This is a genomic window from Pedobacter sp. GW460-11-11-14-TSB4 (assembly GCF_059423705.1).
Genome location: NZ_JBWKYI010000026.1, coordinates 1 through 20,745, shown reverse-complemented (window position 1 = coordinate 20,745; position 20,745 = coordinate 1). Strand labels below are relative to the sequence as shown.

Annotated in this window: 20 protein-coding genes and 1 tRNA gene; 7 read left to right on the top strand and 14 right to left on the bottom strand. The window is 37.8% G+C overall.

Translation table 11 applies throughout. From position 1 onward, the window contains the following. Window positions 1-135 precede the first annotated feature (135 nt). Window positions 136-300, top strand: coding sequence for a hypothetical protein (locus AC07YT_RS20120; protein WP_494945495.1), 165 nt, complete (start codon window positions 136-138; stop codon window positions 298-300). Between the two features lie 14 nt (window positions 301-314). Here AC07YT_RS20120 and AC07YT_RS20115 read toward each other — a convergent pair whose 3' ends face one another. The 4 genes from AC07YT_RS20115 to AC07YT_RS20100 all read right to left on the bottom strand — a co-directional run bounded on the left by AC07YT_RS20115 (window position 315) and on the right by AC07YT_RS20100 (window position 4,364). Continuing rightward, window positions 315-1,211: an NAD(P)/FAD-dependent oxidoreductase gene (locus AC07YT_RS20115; RefSeq protein ID WP_086547823.1), complete on the bottom strand. Its 897-nt coding sequence runs from the start codon at window positions 1,209-1,211 to the stop codon at window positions 315-317. Window positions 1,212-1,284: 73 nt separating this feature from the next. Then, complete coding sequence (locus AC07YT_RS20110) at window positions 1,285-1,911, bottom strand: class I SAM-dependent methyltransferase (protein ID WP_086547824.1); 627 nt, start codon at window positions 1,909-1,911, stop codon at window positions 1,285-1,287. 79 nt (window positions 1,912-1,990) lie between these two features. Next, window positions 1,991-2,902 (bottom strand): UbiA prenyltransferase family protein, encoded by a 912-nt coding sequence (locus AC07YT_RS20105; RefSeq protein ID WP_086549422.1) that lies wholly within the window; start codon window positions 2,900-2,902, stop codon window positions 1,991-1,993. Between the two features lie 124 nt (window positions 2,903-3,026). Beyond that, window positions 3,027-4,364 carry a DUF3472 domain-containing protein gene (locus tag AC07YT_RS20100; RefSeq protein ID WP_086547825.1) on the bottom strand — a complete coding sequence of 446 codons (1,338 nt, stop codon included), beginning with the start codon at window positions 4,362-4,364 and terminating at the stop codon, window positions 3,027-3,029. 442 nt (window positions 4,365-4,806) lie between these two features. On the opposite strand from AC07YT_RS20100, the gene AC07YT_RS20095 reads away from it, so the two are divergent. After that, window positions 4,807-5,226: a VOC family protein gene (locus tag AC07YT_RS20095; protein ID WP_086547826.1), complete on the top strand. Its 420-nt coding sequence runs from the start codon at window positions 4,807-4,809 to the stop codon at window positions 5,224-5,226. 103 nt (window positions 5,227-5,329) lie between these two features. On the opposite strand, the gene AC07YT_RS20090 is transcribed toward AC07YT_RS20095, so the two are convergent. Together AC07YT_RS20090 and recO are read right to left on the bottom strand one after the other, a co-directional pair. Then, window positions 5,330-5,404, bottom strand: a tRNA-Val gene (locus AC07YT_RS20090). A 93-nt stretch (window positions 5,405-5,497) separates the two neighbouring features. Beyond that, window positions 5,498-6,223, bottom strand: coding sequence for a DNA repair protein RecO (gene recO / locus AC07YT_RS20085; RefSeq protein ID WP_086547827.1), 726 nt, complete (start codon window positions 6,221-6,223; stop codon window positions 5,498-5,500). 122 nt (window positions 6,224-6,345) lie between these two features. Here recO and AC07YT_RS20080 point away from each other — a divergent pair, with 122 nt between their 5' ends. After that, window positions 6,346-8,697, top strand: a complete 2,352-nt coding sequence (locus tag AC07YT_RS20080) for an efflux RND transporter permease subunit (protein ID WP_494945494.1) — start codon at window positions 6,346-6,348, stop codon at window positions 8,695-8,697. An 83-nt stretch (window positions 8,698-8,780) separates the two neighbouring features. Then, window positions 8,781-9,377, top strand: a complete 597-nt coding sequence (locus AC07YT_RS20075) for a hypothetical protein (protein ID WP_086547828.1) — start codon at window positions 8,781-8,783, stop codon at window positions 9,375-9,377. Window positions 9,378-9,414: 37 nt separating this feature from the next. Here the strand turns inward: AC07YT_RS20075 and AC07YT_RS20070 are convergent, their stop codons facing one another. From AC07YT_RS20070 to AC07YT_RS20035, 8 genes are all read right to left on the bottom strand, one after another. Then, window positions 9,415-11,271, bottom strand: a complete 1,857-nt coding sequence (locus tag AC07YT_RS20070; RefSeq protein WP_086547829.1) for an STN and carboxypeptidase regulatory-like domain-containing protein — start codon at window positions 11,269-11,271, stop codon at window positions 9,415-9,417. Between the two features lie 6 nt (window positions 11,272-11,277). Beyond that, window positions 11,278-12,228 (bottom strand): FecR family protein, encoded by a 951-nt coding sequence (locus tag AC07YT_RS20065; RefSeq protein ID WP_086547830.1) that lies wholly within the window; start codon window positions 12,226-12,228, stop codon window positions 11,278-11,280. A gap of 4 nt (window positions 12,229-12,232) precedes the next feature. Further along, the gene (locus tag AC07YT_RS20060) at window positions 12,233-12,799 is read right to left on the bottom strand and encodes an RNA polymerase sigma-70 factor (RefSeq protein WP_086547831.1); all 567 of its coding nucleotides are present in this window, start codon (window positions 12,797-12,799) and stop codon (window positions 12,233-12,235) included. A 49-nt stretch (window positions 12,800-12,848) separates the two neighbouring features. After that, a complete protein-coding gene (locus AC07YT_RS20055) occupies window positions 12,849-13,640 on the bottom strand; it encodes an SDR family NAD(P)-dependent oxidoreductase (protein WP_086547832.1) in 792 nt (263 codons plus the stop codon). Window positions 13,641-13,800: 160 nt separating this feature from the next. Next, on the bottom strand, window positions 13,801-14,805 hold the full coding sequence (locus AC07YT_RS20050; protein WP_086547833.1) for an NAD-dependent epimerase/dehydratase family protein: 1,005 nt from the start codon (window positions 14,803-14,805) through the stop codon (window positions 13,801-13,803). Window position 14,806: 1 nt separating this feature from the next. After that, the gene (locus AC07YT_RS20045) at window positions 14,807-15,472 is read right to left on the bottom strand and encodes a DUF6134 family protein (protein ID WP_086547834.1); all 666 of its coding nucleotides are present in this window, start codon (window positions 15,470-15,472) and stop codon (window positions 14,807-14,809) included. 114 nt (window positions 15,473-15,586) lie between these two features. Beyond that, window positions 15,587-15,859: an isoleucyl-tRNA synthetase gene (locus AC07YT_RS20040; RefSeq protein ID WP_478359342.1), complete on the bottom strand. Its 273-nt coding sequence runs from the start codon at window positions 15,857-15,859 to the stop codon at window positions 15,587-15,589. Next, the gene (locus AC07YT_RS20035) at window positions 15,856-16,044 is read right to left on the bottom strand and encodes a hypothetical protein (RefSeq protein ID WP_131031924.1); all 189 of its coding nucleotides are present in this window, start codon (window positions 16,042-16,044) and stop codon (window positions 15,856-15,858) included. The genes AC07YT_RS20040 and AC07YT_RS20035 overlap by 4 nt, the downstream gene beginning before the upstream one ends. A gap of 83 nt (window positions 16,045-16,127) precedes the next feature. Between AC07YT_RS20035 and ileS the strand changes: the two genes are divergently transcribed. Genes ileS through AC07YT_RS20020 form a run of 3 tightly spaced genes read left to right on the top strand, consistent with a single transcriptional unit; the run spans window position 16,128 to window position 20,617 of the window. Then, a complete protein-coding gene (ileS, locus tag AC07YT_RS20030; protein ID WP_086547835.1) occupies window positions 16,128-19,529 on the top strand; it encodes an isoleucine--tRNA ligase in 3,402 nt (1,133 codons plus the stop codon). 30 nt (window positions 19,530-19,559) lie between these two features. Further along, entirely contained in the window at window positions 19,560-19,943 is a 384-nt protein-coding gene (locus AC07YT_RS20025; RefSeq protein WP_025144123.1) for a TraR/DksA family transcriptional regulator, read from the top strand. After that, window positions 19,943-20,617, top strand: coding sequence for a lipoprotein signal peptidase (locus AC07YT_RS20020; protein ID WP_086547836.1), 675 nt, complete (start codon window positions 19,943-19,945; stop codon window positions 20,615-20,617). Before AC07YT_RS20025 ends, AC07YT_RS20020 begins: the two co-directional genes overlap by 1 nt. The last annotated feature ends 128 nt before the right edge of the window (window positions 20,618-20,745 follow it).

Here is a 20,745-nt window from a genome sequence, read left to right as displayed (position 1 = left end):
CGCCTTATGGGATTGATAAACGTATAAATATCAGTTGAATAACAAAAAAATATAAGTTATTAACAATTCCACATTTTTCTTAATTTTTGGCTTGGGATTTGTCTTAAGGAAATTAACCCTATTAAACTCATCCCTATGCTTATTAAATTAGACACATCCGTTTTCAGGCTTTCGAGGCATAAAGCAGAAACCGTAAAAAAAAGCGTTACACCACTCACAAGAGCGCAATGGATTACTGCCGATAGAATTGTGATCGCAGCGATATTTATTGCCACCATTGTTGGTGCAATTTTATTTTAATTTCCGATGATTGATCAAAAATCTTCAGAAATCATTTCCTTATTCATCACCACTGCGGCCATTGTTCCTGCAGCTGTAATGATAGATAGCGACCTAAACAGGGTTGCACAATCTCCTGCGGCATAAACGCCTTTGGCCGTGCTTTGCTGTTGCTCATCGACTTTTATTGTTTTTAAATCTGTGAGTTCAAATCCGAGCTGCTCGTTGAAATTGAAATGTTGTTCCACATCGGGTTTTATGTATATCGCTTTCAAAGTCAATTTCTCACCGTTTTTAAAAACAACCTCTTCAAGATAGCCATTATTGTGCAGCAGTTCAACAACTTCATCTTCTATGATGGTCATTGATTTAGCTTTTAATTTTTCAGTCTGCTCGGCGCTTAGCTGCGATTTACCGTTAGTTAATATCGTTAAATCTTTATTCCAATGGTTCAGGGTTTTGGCCATCTCAAATGCATGTTCGCCATTCATTAACAGCCCTATTTTTTCACCCTTCACCTCGTAGCCGTGGCAATAAGGGCAATGTATAGCAGAAATGGCCCAACACTCGGACAAACCTTTAATGTTAGGTAGTACATCTTTTAAACCTGTAGCCAATAATATTTTCCGTGCCGTAAAATTTTCACCCTTCGCTATCTCAACGCTAAAACCTCCATCTATTTTCCTGGCCGAAATAACTTTCCCTTCTAAAAATCTGAATGTTGGGTATTTCAGCACTTCTGTCTTCGCAGCTTTAGCAATATCAGCAGGTTTATCACCATCGTGCGTTAAAAAATTATGCGAATGCGGGGTTTGCCTGTTACACGATTTGCCCGCATCGATGACCAAAACATTTCTCGTGGCCCTGCCCAAAGTTAAAGCAGCAGATAAGCCTGCATAGCTTCCGCCAATAATGATTACATCAAAATCCATATCTAAATCTTTTATTACAAAGATCCAAAACGAATACACAAATGCAACATTATTGCATTAAATTAATGTCATTTTATTTTCTGAAGATGGTTGCCTTGATAAAACCGCCATAATAGAGTCGTTCTTCCACAATCAGATAACTGGCTTTGAAAAAATATGGATTCATATTGATAAGCTCATCCGCTTCTACAATACCTAACAATCTAAAAAAGCTGTACATGGATTTGAGCAGCAGCCATTTCCACCAGTTTCCATTGATTTTGTTGAATGAAAAATCGACCAGAAACCATAATCCCTCTTTCTTTAAATAGTCATGTAACTGCCTGAATACTTTTACAGCCCGTTGCTCCGCAAAATTATCAAATAAAAAAGGTGTTAAAATTACATCAAATAAGACATCAGTTTTAAAATCCTCGATACCAAGGTTTACGAATGTGACCTGATTGTCTTTATAGTTTCGTTTTTGAGAAAGCGCAATCATTTTGGCAGATATTTCTACGTAAACAATCTTTAACCCGTTGGTGTAAACCTTCGCCAGTTCCTCCAAAATCCACCCGGTACCACCGCCTACAATTAATACATGGCTATTCTCCTGAATATATTGAAGTTGATTGATCTGCGAATTCACCTGCGATTTAAAAAACACCAAACGACTTAAAGTATCGTAATGGTTTGCTAATTTATCGTAGTTGTTGTTCATTGGTTAACTGTTTAATTGTTGAAATTGGTTAATTGACATAACACCGATTAACCCCTTAACCGATTTAAACCATTAACCCCTATCGTACAAACTGCATTCCGATTATTCCGCATATCGCTTTAAACAAAATGAGTCCATCAATTACCATCAAATAATAAAGAATATTTTTTCTTCTGTGCATGGAATAGGCCACGTAAATCGTGAGGATAAAAGGCAGCACATTAAATAAAACCTGCGGCAATCCGAAACCTTTGTAACGCGCAAATATGCCCAAAGAAATTAAGCCAATAATCAGCAATGGAATCAGGATACTGAAAATTGTTCTGCGCAGACCGTAACGCACTACAAATGTTCTTAAATGTTTATTGGCATCGGTTGGGTAATCTTTAATGTCAAAAATGATTGCATTTACCGTGCAAAACATCCAATTTTTAATAAATAACCAGGTCCAAAGTACAGAATCATGGTAACCAACCCCTGTTTCAATTTTAAGCATAATTAACGGCAATACATTGGCACAGCAGGCCCACACAAAACCGATTACAAAAGCTTTTAACCAGCCAGTATTACGCAGGTTAAATTGGAGAAAAGATCTGGGCAACAAACCATAGTATAATCCTCCTGCGGTGATGATGATCAATATGGCCACCCAATAACTAAATGGCAAAGCCAGGATATGCTGAAAGTTTTGGTAGAGCAGGTTGATGGCCAGCAGCATGCAAATAATAAAAAGCACAGCCTGACTCCAGTTGATAAACCGCTTATGCTTGAAATACCACTGATTGCGGGGATTGGTTGTAGATGGTTTGGTAGAAACCTTATTGTAAGCGTAGGTATAATAGATAGTTGGTGCCAGAAAAAGCAACAGGTAGTAATTTAATGAATTAAGCGGCAGCCTTAATTGGAAGGTTGCTTCGAGCGTGAGCGCAACAGCCAGAATGCCCACGAAGTAGTTTCCATAAAAAATGAACCTGATAATTTTACCGAACATTTGCCACTGTTTATCGGCAGGCAATTTCGGATATATAATTGAATAAGGTAAATAATTATAAAGATTAATAAAGCACAAAGCAGTATACATCAACCTACTTTGTGCTTAAGGTATTTATTGGAAGCTATGGAAGCGTGGTTAAGTTAACCGTTGGCGCTGTACCTGTAGCTGTTCTGGTAAATGACTGGTTCGGCGTAACGTAATTGGCAAAAAACCCACCATTTCGCAAATAAAATTTACCGCCCGATACACCACCTGCAAAATCCATCCTTTGTTGATTGGTACCTGTGGCATCAACTGTAAAATTGGCTGTAGTAATCTCTGTCCAGGTACCAGCAGTATTGCGGATCCATTGGTTATTGTAATCGGCTCTTCTGCCCAGATAACCGTTTTTATCATTAAAGTTTTCTAAGAAAGAATATAATCCTGTTAAATAGCTATTGGTATTTGGTTTTTTCCATGAAGCCATGAACGACCAGGTACCTAGTTCTGGTGCATAAAACCACGAAGAATAAATGGTATTTCCCAATCCATCTGGCTTGGCCTGTGTTAAAAACTTATAGGTATTTCCAGCAACCCAATTATAAATCAGGTAAGACTGCCCGCCTTCACCCTCTCCTGTAAAATTAGTCGCCACAACATTAGTGCCTTTTCTGGTCCAGGTTGTGGTTCCACCAGTAGGGTTCCATACCGAAAAAAGCATCCTGCGTTCTGTTGCCGAGTTAACCTGCATTCCGAAATAGCCACCACTAAAACCATTGGCCATGTAATAACTTCCAATTTTATCTTCTCCGGTTGGAACAGTAATTTCACTATAAAACCACTCTGTATTGGCCGGCGTTGAAAAACCCAGGTGAACTGAAGGGCCTCTTCTAGACCAATAATAATTAGCAGGATCGTTCGCATAATACACATTCGATGCCACGGCTGCTCCACTGATCACAAGATCTGAAACATCAGCAAAATACGAACCTGTTTTACTTACGCCCTGAAACTGAACAGTTACATAACCGGGAGTAGTAATGTTTACTGTACCAACGGTATAAGTGGTATTTGCTGTACCTGTTGCCGTTACATTAAACGGCGTTCCATTTATGGTAATTTTTAAAACACTTGTACCACTCGGTACTGATGCTTTTACGGCTACCGTTAATGCACCTGTATTTCCGATCCTGAAATAAGAGCTAAAAATACTGTTGGCATTCGTCCAGTTTGCCAGTTTTGTTGAAGTTACCGTTTCTACTCCTCCAGATGCCAATGTGGTTACATAAGCATTTCCCCCCATCGAAACCGTTAATGATGTACCGCCTAGCGACTGGGTACCTACAAGACCAAGCTTTTCATTTTGATTTAAAGATGCATCATCTGCACCCGCTAAATTTTCCTGCTTTTTGCAAGAACTGGTAAATAATACAAACCCTAATATTGCCAGGCTTGAAATTGATTTGATAGACTTTTTCATTGATTTGGTTGAGATTTATGGTTAGTAATGATGTATCAAACAGGGACTTATAGCAGCGGCTTGCTTTCTCTAATTTAATGTAGCAATTGAGCATTTCAACCATAATCTTCGACAAAACATTACGCAAACGTTTGTGTTTAAAGCACTTACATTCCCCGTAAAATCAACTAAATAACTGAAGTAAAGAAGTATTAATACTACAAGTAGCGCATAACCTGAATCGGGTTATTCTGCAGGGTTGTTAGCCTGATTTAAACGGTTCAATAAGTCGAATTAAAACATGAATTACGTTCCGCTTGAACTTATAATCAATCGTTTGTGTGGAGAAAAATATACTTGGGAAGAATTGATTTTCTGCTATCTTGAAATCAATAAAAAACACCAGCAATAATGATATCGGTTGCAACAGTACTTGCAATCAGCCAACTAGAAAAAAAATAATATGGAAGAACAAAAAGACAACTTAACTTCAGCTGCTGATACCACACCAAAGGTGACAGGTATTGGCGGCATTTTCTTTTTTTCCGATAATCCGCAGGAAACGAAAGATTGGTATGCTAAAAATTTAGGATTTGAAATGAGTGCCTGGGGTACCACGAGTTTTGAGTCCAGAAGTCTCAATAATCCTGAGGAGATCGAATCACTTCAATGGAGCCCTTTCAAAAAAGGAGATGAATATTTTTCGCCGTCTAAAAAGGATTTCATGATTAACTATCGCGTACAGCATATTGAAGGCCTTGTTGAGAAACTTAAAGAAAACGGCGTAACCATACTTGATGAGATTACCACTTACGATTATGGGAAATTTATCCATATTATGGATGGAGAAGGCAATAAGATTGAGTTATGGGAGCCTAGCTAAATCTCTAGTTGACATCATTCTCGCTTATGCGGTAACCATGTAATGCTCAATGAAGCTAATCTTAAAACAAAAAAAGTCCTTCAGTAAAACTGAAGGACTTAAGTGGGAAATGAGGGGTTCGAACCCCCGACCCCCTCGGTGTAAACGAGGTGCTCTGAACCAGCTGAGCTAATTTCCCTTTTTATATTTTCAAACTTAATGCCCCATCCTCCGTTTGGGAATGCAAATATAGCGCTATAAAACTGTTCTGCAAATCTTTTTTTCTTTTTTTTCAACTTAACAAAGTTTCGAGGATTTTATGCGATTGTACCACCCCGAACGACGCTGTATGTAAGGTATAGAAAACCAATATCTTATCTAACAAAAAACGCCGCTGTGCATTGCTCATTTTTATTTCAGAAATTTTTTCGAGCGGTGTATGAAAAAGGGAAATAAATCCAAGGGCATCTTCCAACTGGAGGTAATTGGAGTGAATAGGTAACCTGGAAGTAAATTCACCTTCCTGTAAATCGAAATAAATCTGGTCGTTTCTTCTTTTCTCGTTGGGCGAAAAACCTAAAAAACGGGTGAGTTTTAACAAAAATGACAAGTGGAAATTGGGATTAATCTCTTCAATTTCATCAAACCAGGCAATCGAATTAAAAATATAATCGAATAAACTCTCATCGGCCGATTGTTGCCTGATGCTTTTATACAATACCTCATTTAAAAAAATAACGATACTTGTTTTAATCATATCGTAAGGAATGCTTTTAAAAACCGGTGTTTGCCGAACTTCCGATACCCTTTGAATATTGGTATTTGTTTTATGATAAACCACCATATCCAGCAAATGGAGCGATTGCAGCATGTTCATTTTAATCTTTGCTTTTGGTTTTTTAACACCATTAATGAGGTAAGACTGCATGCCAAATTTATCGGTAAGCACCTGCACCACCACACTACTTTCGCTGTAGTTTGTCGTCTTTAAAACAATGCCTCTAACTTTGTGCAACATGCGATTAAAACAATTTTTTCAAAAGTATGTTATTTGTGCAAATTTAATTGTGCAAAAAGTAATCACGTTTTACAAATAAGATTAGTTTTGCCGTTATATTATTATTAAAAACTAAGCTACACATGTGGGTTAAGCTATCGAGATTTATTCTTCAGAACCGTATCGCAATCATCGTATTTTTCGTATTAGGAACAATTTTTATGGCTTATCAGGCCAAAAATGTAAAACTCTCCTACACCGGGAGCAAAATCCTGCCTGTTACCGATAGCGCATTCGTAAAATATAATGCTTTTAAAAAGACCTTCGGCGAAGACGGAAGTGTGATGGTGGTAGGTATACAATCGCCTGATATTTTTAAAAAAGAAGTGTACAACCAATGGGTTCAGCTTTCTAACGATATCCAGAAATTAAAAGGTATTAAGCAGGTTTTATCATCAGGAAGGATTTTTCAACTGGAAAAGGATACGGTGAACCAAAAATTTGTTTTAAAGCCGCTACCTGGTGGTTTGATTAAAACCGATGCCGAGATGGATTCGATCAAGAATACCATTTATAGCAATCCTTTTTTCGAAGGACTGGTTTACAACCGTCAGAATGCAACTTTAATGGCCATCACTTTCGACACGAAAATATTAAACACTGCCGAACGTAATCCTATCTTAAAAGAAATTGAGGCTAAGGCAAAAGCTTTTCAAACAGCAACAAAAATTCAGGTGCATATTTCAGGCCTGCCTTATATTCGCACCGCGGTAAGTAAACTGGTCAGTAACGAATTTGTACTGTTTTTAGGTTTATCGATCCTGGTTTCTGCACTAATTTTATTGTTTTTCTTCAAGAAATTCTACGCGGTGTTCTTCCCTATTTTAGTAGTGGTGATGGGTGTAATCTGGAGTATCGGCACATTGGTGTTATTTGGTTTTGAACTGACCATTTTAACAGGGCTAATTCCACCGCTTATTGTAATTATTGGTATCCCTAACAGTATTTTATTGTTGAATAAATACCAAAATGAACTTAGAAAAGACGGCGATAAACAGCGTGCCTTAAGCGTAACCATAGAAAGAATTGCCATTACCACGCTAATTGCGAATATTACTGCAGCTATCGGATTTGGCGTGTTGTACTTTACCGGAAGTGAACTTTTGATGCAATTTGGCAGCGTGGCCTCCATTAATGTAATGGTTACCTGGTTAATGTGTTTATGTTTAATCCCGATTATCTTTAGCTACTTACCAGCACCAAAACTTAAAGCACAAACACATGTTGAGGAAGGATTTTTACACAAGTTACTGGTTAAAACCGATACGCTTGTTCAACACAAAAGTGGCTTGATTTATATCGGAACAATTATTATCTCCATCATTGCCTTTATTGGGGTAATGAAAATTAATGTGAATGGCTACGTGGTTGATGACCTGCCTAAAAATTCAGAGATTTTAACAGATTTAAAATTCTTTGAGAAAAATTTTGAAGGCATTTTACCGCTGGAAGTTAGTGTTGATACCAAGAAAAAGAATGGTGTTTTCAATTTAACCAACCTGAAAAGAATGGAGAAACTGGAAAAAATGATTTCTTCCTATCCTGAATTTTCGCGTTCTATTTCGGTAAATATGGGTCTGAAATATGCTACACAGGCCTTCTACAATAATGACTCTACCTTTTTCCGTTTACCGGATAATTTAGAAAAGAATTTTATTCTGGCATACATTGCCAACGGCGGCAAGGGAAATGCAAGTCTGTTAACCAACTTCATCAGCAAGGGAAACCAGAGTACAAGGATCAGTTTTCAAATGGCTGACGTTGGCTCCAAACGTTTGGATGCAATTATGCTCGAGTTAAAACCGCGTATCGATAGTATTTTGCCTCCATCTAAGTTTGATGTAGAACTGACCGGATCGAGCATTATTTTTTCTAAAGGAACCGATTATATGTTAAGGCATTTGGTTGAAAGTATTGCACTTGCCATCGTATTGATTTCTCTTTTAAGGCTTGCCCAATTTAAGAGTTTGGGTATTATGTTTATTTCGCTGTTGCCCAACATTGTTCCTTTAATTATTACCGCGGGGATTATGGGTTATTTTGGAATTTCCCTAAAACCTTCTACCATATTAATTTTCACCATTGCCTTTGGTTTAGCTTCCGATCAGACCATTTATTTCTTAACGCGTTATCAGCAGGAATTAAACCTGACCAATTTCAGCGTACCGAAAGTGATTACCGATACCATTACCGAAACAGGTGTGAGCATGACCCACATTGCTTTAATTTTATTCTTTGGCTTCGGAATTTTTACGGCTTCTACTTTCGGAGGAACGGTAGTACTAGGCTTACTCCTATCCATCACCTTATTGGTCGCCTTAATTTTCAATTTAACTTTATTGCCAGCACTGGTATTGTGGTTAGATAAAAAGAAAGTAAGGAAACTGGTATCTGATGAAGAATCAGCCAGGAATGCAGGTGAGTTTGACCATTAAGCAGTTAGGGGTTGGCAGTATAGATTAAATCCTATAAGATTTTAAAAGCCTTATAGGATTCTTATATTTATAAAAAAATTGCCATGAAATATTTCGACAAATTTCATCCCGACAATTTTTACCATATCTATAATCACGCTGTAGGAGATGAGAATCTTTTTAGAAAGCATGATAATTTTATCTTTTTCTTAAGTAGATATGATAAATACATATCTCCTATCGCTAAAACATTTAGCTACTGTTTAATGCCTAATCATTTTCATGTATTAATACAGGTGAGGGATGAAAAGGCAATCAGACTGCTGTCAAAAAATGATGATGGTGAATTTGATTTCCATAAATTTATTATGCAACAACTCAGCAATTTTTTAAATAGTTATGCCAAAGCATTCAACAAACAACATAATAGAAAAGGCGCTTTATTTTTAGACTTCACGCGAAGAAAAGAAATCAAGGATGAATTTTATTTCTCTAGGTTAATTAAGTACATACACCAAAACCCAGTGCATCATGGCTTTTGCAAATCAGCATCGGAATGGGATTATTCTTCTTACAACACAATAATTTCGATCAATAAAAATTCAAAACTTGAGCGAAATGCTGTTTTTGATTGGTTCGGCGGAATTGAAGAGTTTATAGCCTTTCATCAAAAAGAGGGGTTCATAGATTTAGACCTATAAGGTTTTAAAAACCTTATAGGTCTTTTCAAGGCTATTTTTATAAAATGACCAACCCTACATTCCACCCCAACCAACCGGTATATCTCGAATTGTTAAAAGAGAAATCTTGATGTTTTTCCTGCAATAAACCAAATCCACCGATCCTGGTGTTTTGTTTAGTGTAATAAATATTAACCGATGGACCGCCTTGTATGGCCAGCCATTTATTTAACCAGATGTTTATCGGCAGCTCAAATTTATTCAGCAGGTTGAGGTAATCCCAACTGCCTTGATATACATACTGAGAACTTATTTCAGGATTTAGGGAAACACTTCCAAACAATCTGATTTCCTTGCCAAAACCCAAGCCGCCGGTATATGCTTTTTCAGAAGATTTTTTGTTCATACCAAAGATCAGCATATTGTATAAACGATTACTTCCACCTTTATATGCCACATTATAAGTTGTACTTTCATTGGTGCTGAAACTAAATTTATGATAACCTTTTAATGCAACATTGATGAGTCCGATTGAATAGCCGTCATTTTCATTCGAAACATTTAGTATCCCAAGTTGAATGCCTTTTAAGTTTTTGGCATAATTAATCGCTCCAACCTGAAATCCGCTCGCAGTTTGTGAAGTAAAATTGGCGAGTACAGCAAGATTTAATCCACTGGTTTCATGGTTGATATTGGCAATACCGCCAATCTGTATCCCACTGGTTCTACCGTTCACAATGTTCCCGCCAACTCCTATTTGCACACCTTTTGTCTCTTTGTCAACCAGGTTAAAAGCACCAACCTGTATACCTTTTAAAGTATCGCCTATTACATTAATACCAGCAGAAAACTGTGCGCCATTAAAATTGTTTTTAATCGAGTTGCCAATGCCACCAACTTGAACCCCTCTAAAGTTTTTGCCAATACGATTAAATCCAGTTGCAACTTGTAGCGCTTCGGCACCGCCCTTTACATCGTTAAATAAACCTGCAATCTGAACACCCTTAACGTTTCCACCAACTAAATTAAATGCTCCTCCAAACTGAAAATACCGTACATTACTTTTATTAATATTAAAAATAAAACCAATTTCACCTCCATCTACTCCTGCGCTATAAGCCCCTATAACATTAAGCGAAAATTTGTTCACCACCTGCCCACTCAACGAACCATGAGAGTTTAAACCCGGAATAATTGAAAATTGAAAGGGAGCCTTTGAAATAAAACCACCGATATTAATCGACTGGATTTTTTGTTGCGCCGTAACCAGTGTATTCCCCAGCCAGGTTTTTTCTACATCATCTAAATTTCCGCTGATAAATCTTTCTGCTGGATTCTCCTTTCTATTGGTAATGTTCACCTCTGCCAGGAAATGGGTAACTGTAGATTTATAGTTCTCCTTGCTTACGGTTAATGATATGGGTTGCGTGATATTTTTTAACCGCATGGAAAAATAACCATTTCCATCCGATATTTCGGAAACCAACAGGTTTCGTTCATAAATACTGGCGTCTTGAATAGGTTTATTGGTCCGTTTGTCTACTATCTGGCCTGTAATGGTATAAAGCTCGGGGCTACCCACTGATTCATTCACCAATAAAAGCAATTCGAGCGGTGCATACCTGATAATTACAAAATTACCCGATTGACGATATTCGAACCTATGGTTTAATATTTTATCCAGTGTTTCGGCAATATTCAGGTTATTTTCGTGGATACTAATCAAGCTGTCAACCGGCAATATATTGCTGTTATAAGAAAACCTAAAACCGCCTTTCTTTTCTATCATCGCCAATACAGAACTTAATTTTTGTTGATCGATATTGAGACTGATGTTTCTGGATAAATTCGACTGGGCACGTACTAATGAACAGAAAATAAAGAGAAAAAGAACAGTAATTTTGAGCGTACGCATTGGTTCTTATTTAAGTTTGATCACATCCTGCCCATACTCTACCCTTATTTTAAAAGTTTCAGCGATTACATTCAGGATTTCTTTAAGCGATTCGTTTTTAAAGGTTGTGCTGATTGGGAGTGCCTTTAATGCGGGATTTACGATAACAATATTGGATTTAAATTTTTCATTAAGCACTTCGACTAGATCGCGAAGCGGTGTTCCATCGCAAACCAGTTCGTTTGTATAATAGTAATTGTACAACTTGCCCTGATTTTCTCCCTTTGATAAATGGCCTTGATTTTGACTCACTTCTACTTTTTCGCCGGCAGTTAAACGCACACTATCATTTCGGTTGTTTACCTTAACGATCCCACTTTCTACAATTACCACAACGGCTGCCCCATCACTTTTCACATTAAATGCCGTGCCTACAACTGTGACCAGCACATCATTAACACTAATAATAAATGGTTTCGACTTATTGGCGCTGACTTTAAAAAAGGCTTCACCCTTTAGTTTAACATTACGGGTTTTATTAAAAAATCCCCCTACAAAAGAAAGTTCAGATTGTTTATTCAGGATTGCTGTAGAACCATCAGGAAGTGTTTGTGTTAAAGTGCTTTCGCCGCTATTTACATTTATTTTATGGCCAATTAAATTATTGTAAAAGAATAAACCCGCACTCAAAACAATTGCGACAATGGCTACCCAACGTAAAACGAATTTATAGCTGAACGTTTTTTTCTCACGCTGTAAACGGATATTCAACCTTTCTAAAGCCTGGTGTTCATCAATTTCGGGATCAATCTGCAGTTTACTTTTCTCCAGTATTGTCCTGAAATCTTCTAATTGTTTAAGGTGATCAGGATTTGATGCCGCCCATGCTTCAACCTGCTCACTTTCGGGCACAGTAGCCTCTCCAAGCAAGTATTTTGCCAGCAAATCATCGTTAATATGTGTATAGTTTTTATCCATAAGCTTATTTCAATAAAATAAAAATGAGGATCAGGAAATCGACCACCCTAAGGCGTAAAATTTTTAGCGCCTTTCCCATCTGGTTTTCTACCGTTTTGATCGAAATATTTAGTGCATCGGCAATTTCCTGATATTTCATCTGGTCGAACCTGCTCAACTGAAACACATTTCTGCATTTTTCGGGCAGCTCGTTTATTGCCGAATGGATATTCTTTTCCAGTTCTGTTGCCATGATCTCTGTATTTAAATTCCCTGTATCGTTTTTCACTGCATCGGCATAATGAATGTTAAAATTCGATCTCACTTTTTGATGTTTCAGGTAATTCAGACTTTCGTTGTGTACTGAACGATAGAGAAATGATTTCAAAAACCCATCTGTTTTAAGTTGCTCTCTTTTTGTCCAGATGCGTACAAACACATTCTGAACAATTTCTTCGGCATCATCTTTTTCTTTAATTATGGTAAAAGCATAGGCATGCAAACTCTTGAAATGTTTTAAAAACACTTCGTCGAAAGCCTGCTTATTGCCGCTTTTAATTAATCCGATCAGATGGGTATCGTTACTTTCCATAAAGCTAAATCTGCAAAGTTTTAAAAACCTCACAGATTCGGTTTAAAATCTAAGTTGTTAAAATCGATTTCAATTTACGCCTAATTATAATTTCTTTTAAAAAGCCTGGCATAATTTTATCCAACATCATTAAAAAGCGGTTGGCAAAACCTGGTATGATTTCTTTCTTCCCTTTCAACATCCCATCTATTGCTGTTTTGGCAACATAATCGGCCTCTAAAATAGTGGCTTTTGCAAAACCTTTCAGCTCATTGTTCATCACCAATAATTCTGGTTTAGTGTTTATGCCGCCCGGACTAAGTAAACTGATATGCACATTTGTACCGCTCAATTCGAGTTGCAAACAACGGGTAAAATAACCGATAAAAGATTTGGTTGCGCCGTACACCTGCTTTTTCGGAACAATAAAATGCCCTCCTAAACTGCCCACATTTAAAATATAGCTGGCCCTACTTTTATCAATATGATTTAAAAATAACCGTGTAAGTAACACCGTATTGGTAATGTTAAGGTCGATCTGTGTTCTATAAAAATCGACATTTTTATCTTCAAACCAACTCCAGTTCCCTAAACCCGCATTATTGATCAAAACATTAACCTCGATTTTATGCGCTTTTAGCTTCTCAAATATTTCGCTGGCGGAAGTACTTTTGGTTAAATCTATTTCAATACAGCATACCTTGCTGTTAAAGTTTACTCGAAGGTAATTCGCTAAATGTTCCAATCCACTATTCGGCAGCGAAACCAACACCAAACCTAGCCCGCGTTTGGCCGATTCGATGGCAAAAGATTTACCCAAACCTTCACTTGCACCCGTAATCAATACTGTTAAATGTTTCATTTTATATCCGTTTATAGCGGTTATCTTTTTATTTTATATATCGTCCTCGTTTGTAACGAGGACGTACGTGAATGTCGATTGCATCGACTTTCGAGCCTTAGCACTATATTACAAATGTGAACCTCAATCGTCCTCGTTGCAAACGAGGACGATGGTTTAATTAATTACTTTGAAAATGGTTCACAGTTTTCCATAGTCCTACAGCAAAAGGTGTTATCCTATAATTCAGTTCGGCAATGGCTTTATTGCTCGAATATTGCTGGTTGCATTTCAACCTATCGGCAAACTCAGGCAGGAAAAACGGGCTAAGATTAAAAAGCCGCGATTTTAAAGATTCCAGCACACTGTAAGCTTTAATGATATTCACCGGAATTTTATACAGACTTCTTTTTTTGCCCGTGATTTGTCTTAAGGTACTGAAGAACCCGTTAAATGACACGTCAACGCCACCCAAAATATACCGTTCACCATTCCTGCCATGCTGCATGGCTGCAATATGCCCATCTACTACGTCATCTACAAAAGCATAGTTGGCAATTGCTTTTCCATCGCCTGGAATAAAATGCCAGGTACCCTTTAGATAACCAGTGACCATTTTACTCACCGTATTGCTATCGGTAATCGGCCCATCGCCATATACCCTTGATGGGTTTACAATCACCACTTCCAGCCCTTTTTTTACAAATTCCTTAACTTCTAATTCAGCCAGGTATTTTGTGCGTTCGTAACTGATCGGAAAGCCAACAGCCCTTGGGTCGTTCTCCGAAACCGGCAAATTTAATGTCGGTCCCCATACGCCGCAGGTTGAAGTATGCACAACCTTTTCTACACCCAGTTTTAATGCGCAATTGAGTACATTTCTAGTCCCGGTTACATTAACATCATAAAAATCCTGTTCGTTCCTGCACCACATTTTGGCCATCGCAGCAGTATGGTAAACCTGGTAACAATCTTTCATGGCATTTTCTAAACTTTCAGGATCTAACACATCACCTCTAACAAACTGAATATTGCGGTGCCGGATAAGAAAGGGATGATTCACATCTCTACAGAGGGCCACTACATCGTAACCCATCTCTGCCAATGCAAAACTTAATTTCCGGCCGATAAAGCCTGATGCCCCTGTAACCAAAACCCTCAGGTATTTATTTGCTACTGTTTCCATGTTAAACCCTTTCCATCCTAATGGTGTACAATGAATGATTTACCACAACCAGTTTACATATTCCATTTTCGAAGTGGTAATCATTATAATTTCCATCGGGAAGATTAATCCTGTACTGATGTGCCCCACTTTTTTGAATGGGGATAAAACATTGAAAATTATCAGAATATATTTCGGGAATATTTACGGGCTCTTTGATGTATAAAAGCATCATATTATAACTGATTGGCTGGTTTATCGTGCTGATTTTATCACCTGTTCTGAGCTGATAAACATTATTGATCCAGCTTGTTTTCTTAGCCTCTTTGGCATTACCATTTACTACTCTGTTTACATTTGAAGTGAGCAACTTTCCATTTTTAAAATGCGCTACATCTTCCGTTTCTACATCGATTTTAAAAACGAAACGGGTTTGTACTTTCGAAGTTATTTTTAGATAAACATTATCACCCTCATCTTTTTGCTGTAAATACAGCTGACCAATTACTTCACCATTGCGCTTGATATTAAATTTGCTTTGCTGTGCAAACGCCGATGAAAACGAACAGATGAGAAAAAGTAGCGAAGCAACGCTTTTCGGATTGATCGGACTTTTGGATGAGAAGGTTTTGTAGGTTTTTGGAGCAAGATATTTCTTGCAGAGCCAAATAATTAATGCAGGAATCATAGTATCTCTATTTGTTAATTTAGAGCTAATACAACTCATAAGAGATTTACCCCTACGTGGATTTTTATTTTTTTATTGCCTTGGGTTTAAACCCAAGGCAATAAGGGTGAGGTTTTATTCAGTTGCAGGTTTTTTCTCCTCCTCATCTACCGGAACCTCAACCGTTGGGTCGGTAATGATTTCGGCATTGCCATCGTTATCTTTTTTGGCAAATAAAATTGGATATAACAGCCACAACGCACCAATAATGATGAGTACGCCCGCCAACATTTGAAAATAGATACTTCCTTTTACTTCGTAAGCATCTAAAATTTTATAGGCGACAAAAGAAAGTACGCCAGCGATGAGTACGAAAACGGCCTTCTGCAATTTTAAGAGCTTGATCATGGGTTCTTTCTTTTTAGTGTTACAATATGGATTAAAACAAAAATAAGCCCAATTAGTTCGAGCAAGCCACAGAAATAAAAAGCATAAAGTACAAAATCCCGGTCTGACGGATTTATTACCGCAACAATTGGCAAGGCAATTACGGCAACAATCATCAGTGTAAGCCCGATATTAAATAATTTCACGTTAAAAGTATTTACATCAAAACTACCAAAATTCAGTCAATTCTGTTAACTTTGCAACCTTAATTTTTTGAGGTACTTGATTGATGTATAGCGAATTTAAACAATTGGAACTTGCCAAAATAGGGCAAGAAATACTGGATTTTTGGAAAAAGGAAAATATCTTTGAAAAAAGTATTTCTTCCCGCCCTAAATCTAATCCGTTTACTTTTTACGAAGGACCACCGTCTGCCAATGGCATGCCGGGAATCCACCACGTAATGGCGCGTGCAATTAAGGATATTTTTTGCCGCTATAAAACTTTAAAGGGCTACCAGGTTAAACGTAAAGGTGGTTGGGATACGCATGGTCTTCCGATTGAGCTTGCTGTTGAGAAAAAACTGGGTATTACCAAAGAAGATATCGGCAAGAAAATCAGTGTTGATGAATATAATGCGGCCTGCCGTACTGAAGTGATGCGCTATACGGATGTTTGGAACGACCTTACCGAGAAAATGGGTTATTGGGTTGATCTGGAAAATCCTTACATCACTTACGAAAACGAATACATCGAAACGCTGTGGTGGATCTTAAAACAACTTTACGACAAAGGATTTTTATATAAAGGTTATACGGTTCAACCCTATTCTCCTGCTGCAGGAACAGGTTTAAGCTCGCACGAGTTAAACCAGCCGGGCACCTATAAAGATGTAAGCGATACCACGATTGTTGCGCAGTTTAAAGCCATTAATGAAACTTTACCTGATGCCTTAAAAATATTTGGTACAGTTCACTTTTTAGCCTGGACAACTACCCCCTGGACTTTGCCAAGTAATACGGCATTAACCGTAGGACCAAAAATAGATTACGTATTGGTTAAAACTTTTAATCAATATACTTTTGAGCCGATCCAGGTTATTTTAGCCAAAGCACTTGTAGGCAAACAGTTTGCAGGCAAATACTTTTTAGCGGAAAGTGACGAAGATTTAAACAATTTTAAAGCGGAAGACAAGAAAATCCCTTATACCATTTTAGGGGAGTTTGTTGGTGCAGACCTGGTTGGCATTAAGTATGAACAATTATTACCTTATGCGCTTCCTTACCAAAATCCGGAAAATGCCTTTAGGGTAATATCGGGAGACTTTGTAACTACCGAAGATGGTACAGGTATCGTACACACTGCGCCAACATTTGGTGCCGATGATGCAAGAGTCGCCAAATTGGCTACACCAGAAGTACCACCAATGCTGGTTTTGGATGATAAAGGGAATGCAGTTCCTTTGGTTGATTTACAGGGGAAATTTATCGCTTCTTTAGGTGGTAATTATGGTGGCAAATACGTTAAAAACGAATATTATAAAGATGGCGAAGCACCAGATAAATCTGTTGATGTTGAATTGGCCATCCAGTTAAAAGAAGAGAACAAGGCCTTTAAGGTTGAAAAATACGTACACACCTATCCACATTGCTGGAGAACAGACAAACCGGTTTTATATTATCCGTTAGACAGCTGGTTTATCAAAACTACTGCGGTTAAAAATAAAATGGTGGAATTGAATAAAACCATCAACTGGAAACCTGAATCGACAGGAATAGGCCGTTTTGGCAACTGGTTAGAGAACCTGGTGGATTGGAATTTATCGCGTTCACGTTATTGGGGAACTCCATTACCGATCTGGCGTACTGCCGATGGAACGGAAGAAAAATGTATCGGCTCTATCGCTGACCTGAATGCAGAGATTGCAAAATCGATCGAAGCGGGGTTTATGCCTGCAGGTTTCGAATTGAAAGATATGCATCGCCCTTATGTTGATGACGTGATTTTAACTTCATCAAAAGGTGAAAAAATGACCCGCGAAACCGATCTGATTGATGTTTGGTTCGATAGCGGTGCCATGCCTTATGCACAATGGCACTTCCCTTTTGAGAATAAAGAGGAGTTTGAAAATGCTTATGCTGCCGATTTTATTGCAGAGGGTGTTGATCAGACCCGTGGCTGGTTCTTTACCCTGCACGCTATTGCCGTAATGCTTAGCGAGGCCAGTGATGAAATTAAAGCCGTAAATGCTAAAGTGGGCAACCCTGGTGTAGCTTTTAAAAACGTCGTTTCGAACGGATTGGTATTGGATAAAAACGGCAACAAAATGTCTAAACGTTTAGGCAATGCAGTTGATCCTTTCAGCACCATCGAAACTTACAGTGCCGACGCTACCCGTTGGTACATGATCAGCAATGCATCGCCATGGGATAACCTTAAATTTAGTTTAGAGGGCTTAGATGAGGTGCGCCGTAAATTCTTCGGAACACTTTACAACACTTATGCTTTCTTTGCCCTATATGCAAATATCGATAAATTTGAGATCGACAAAAATAATTTAAGCAAAGTTGAAGACAGAACGGAATTAGACCGCTGGATTTTATCGTTGTTGCAGAATTTAATCAGCGAAGTTGATGAAAGCTACAATACTTATGAGCCAACTAAAGCTACACGTGCCATCCAAACCTTTGTTGATGAGCATTTGAGTAACTGGTACATCAGGTTAAGTCGTCGCCGTTTCTGGAAAGGCGAAATGACTGATGATAAACGTGCCGCTTACGAAACACTTTATACCTGTTTAGAAACCTTGGCGCAGTTGATGAGTCCGGTTGCACCATTCTTTGCCGATTGGTTGTACAGAAACTTAACCGTAACGGATGCTTATGCAGAAGAATCGGTTCACTTAACCTTGTGGAAAGAAGCTGATCAAAGTTTAATCGACAATGCACTAAACGAAAGAATGGTTTATGCCCAGGATATCTCTTCAATGGTTTTATCGTTGCGTAAAAAATCGAGCATTAATGTACGTCAGCCTTTAGAAAAAATCTTAATCCCTTCTTTAAATCGCGATTTCGAACAAAAAATCTCAAAGGTTGCCGATTATATCCTTTCTGAAACGAATGTAAAACATATCGAATTCATTACCGATACACATGGCATCGTAAAGAAAAAACTGAAGCCTAACTTTAAATCGTTGGGTAAAAAAGTGGGCAAGGATATGAGTATTGTGAAAGAAGCTTTAGAGAACATGAATCAGGATGATATCCAGCGTTTAGAACTTGATGGTTACATTAACGTTTTCGGCAGCAACAACATTCAGCATGCGATCGATTTAAATGATGATGTAGAAGTTTTTGCTGAAGATATTCCGGGATGGCAGGTAACCAACCTGGGTAACTTAACCGTGGCTTTGGATGTTACCATCTCTGAAGAGTTAAAGCAAGAAGGGATTTCGCGCGAACTGGTTAACCGCATCCAAAATTTACGAAAAGAATTAAACTTTGAGGTAACCGATAGGATTAAAGTTTCGTTACAAAATGATAACTTGGTGGCCAGCGCAGTTGCTAAAAACAAGGATTACATTTGCGCGGAAATATTAGCCGACGAATTTGAATTAACAGATACTGTAAATAATGCAAACAAAATCGTTATCGACGATGTTGAGTTAAGCATTTCAGTAACTAAAATATAAATCCATATATTAGAAAATTAGAAAACGAACATGGAAAACAGCAACAAAACACGCTACTCAGACAGTGAATTACAAGAATTTAAAGAATTAATTCAAGATAAATTACGCATGGCTAAAGAGGAACTTAACTCTTTAACCACTTCTTTGAGTAATCCAAACGCAAACGGAACAGAAGATACTTCAGGTGCTTACAAAACATTAGAAGACGGTTCTGCAACAATGGAAAAAGAGCAGATCAATCAATTGGCTGCCCGTCAGAAAAAATTTATTGATAACCTGGAGAATGCATTGGTGCGTATCGAGAACAAAACTTATGGTATTTGCCGCGAAACCGGAAAATTAATCCAAAAAGAACGTTTACGTGCGGTACCGCATGCAACATTAAGCATGGAAGCTAAATTAAAGCAGAGTTAATGAAAGGCTATACCAAACCTCTAATTGTTATCTTTTTAGTTTTACTGGCCGACCAGGCACTTAAAATCTGGGTCAAAACCCATATGCAGATTGGCGATGAAATTCTGTTTTTTGGAAAATCTGGCCTGCATTTCACAGAAAACCCTGGAATGGCATTTGGAATGGAATTTGGCGGTGAGTTTGGTAAGCTGGCATTGTCCTTATTTAGAATTATCGCCGTCGGTGGAATTGGTTATGGCTTACATTATCTGATCAAGAAAAAGTACCACAGGGGATTAATACTAAACGTATCGCTGATTTTTGTTGGCGCATTGGGAAATATTATCGATTGTGTATTTTATGGTGCAATCTTCGATAAAGGGATGACTTATAATGCCTCATTTAATGATTATACCCGATATGATGGTCTTGCCAAATTCTCCTCAAAAGGTTATGCTTCCTTTCTTCATGGAAATGTAGTAGATATGTTCTATTTTCCATTGGCGCAGGGGCATTTCCCTAGCTGGATTCCGATTTGGGGAGGCGAGGAATTTATTTTCTTCAGACCTGTTTTTAACCTCGCAGATGCAGCCATTTCAATCGGAGTGATCCTGATCCTCATCTTTCAGAAAAACTACTTTAAAGAAGATGTAAAAGATGAAGTGAGCATTAACAGTGAGATTGTAGAAGATTAATGAGTAACTCGTCCTGCTGAACCTGATTCAGCATCTTAAAACATTGAAATAATGTCTAGTCCTTGAAAAAGTTGACTATTTATTTTACTAAATTATAAAAATAAAAGAACCATTAAAATCTATTTTGA

Coding starts and splice junctions, on each gene's coding strand:
- AC07YT_RS20120 (WP_494945495.1), top strand. CDS start 136: ATGCTTATTAAATTAGACACATCCGTTTTCAGGCTTTCGAGGCATAAA.
- AC07YT_RS20115 (WP_086547823.1), bottom strand. CDS start 1,211: ATGGATTTTGATGTAATCATTATTGGCGGAAGCTATGCAGGCTTATCT.
- AC07YT_RS20110 (WP_086547824.1), bottom strand. CDS start 1,911: ATGAACAACAACTACGATAAATTAGCAAACCATTACGATACTTTAAGT.
- AC07YT_RS20105 (WP_086549422.1), bottom strand. CDS start 2,902: ATGTTCGGTAAAATTATCAGGTTCATTTTTTATGGAAACTACTTCGTG.
- AC07YT_RS20100 (WP_086547825.1), bottom strand. CDS start 4,364: ATGAAAAAGTCTATCAAATCAATTTCAAGCCTGGCAATATTAGGGTTT.
- AC07YT_RS20095 (WP_086547826.1), top strand. CDS start 4,807: ATGGAAGAACAAAAAGACAACTTAACTTCAGCTGCTGATACCACACCA.
- recO (WP_086547827.1), bottom strand. CDS start 6,223: ATGTTGCACAAAGTTAGAGGCATTGTTTTAAAGACGACAAACTACAGC.
- AC07YT_RS20080 (WP_494945494.1), top strand. CDS start 6,346: ATGTGGGTTAAGCTATCGAGATTTATTCTTCAGAACCGTATCGCAATC.
- AC07YT_RS20075 (WP_086547828.1), top strand. CDS start 8,781: ATGAAATATTTCGACAAATTTCATCCCGACAATTTTTACCATATCTAT.
- AC07YT_RS20070 (WP_086547829.1), bottom strand. CDS start 11,271: ATGCGTACGCTCAAAATTACTGTTCTTTTTCTCTTTATTTTCTGTTCA.
- AC07YT_RS20065 (WP_086547830.1), bottom strand. CDS start 12,228: ATGGATAAAAACTATACACATATTAACGATGATTTGCTGGCAAAATAC.
- AC07YT_RS20060 (WP_086547831.1), bottom strand. CDS start 12,799: ATGGAAAGTAACGATACCCATCTGATCGGATTAATTAAAAGCGGCAAT.
- AC07YT_RS20055 (WP_086547832.1), bottom strand. CDS start 13,640: ATGAAACATTTAACAGTATTGATTACGGGTGCAAGTGAAGGTTTGGGT.
- AC07YT_RS20050 (WP_086547833.1), bottom strand. CDS start 14,805: ATGGAAACAGTAGCAAATAAATACCTGAGGGTTTTGGTTACAGGGGCA.
- AC07YT_RS20045 (WP_086547834.1), bottom strand. CDS start 15,472: ATGATTCCTGCATTAATTATTTGGCTCTGCAAGAAATATCTTGCTCCA.
- AC07YT_RS20040 (WP_478359342.1), bottom strand. CDS start 15,859: ATGATCAAGCTCTTAAAATTGCAGAAGGCCGTTTTCGTACTCATCGCT.
- ileS (WP_086547835.1), top strand. CDS start 16,128: ATGTATAGCGAATTTAAACAATTGGAACTTGCCAAAATAGGGCAAGAA.
- AC07YT_RS20025 (WP_025144123.1), top strand. CDS start 19,560: ATGGAAAACAGCAACAAAACACGCTACTCAGACAGTGAATTACAAGAA.
- AC07YT_RS20020 (WP_086547836.1), top strand. CDS start 19,943: ATGAAAGGCTATACCAAACCTCTAATTGTTATCTTTTTAGTTTTACTG.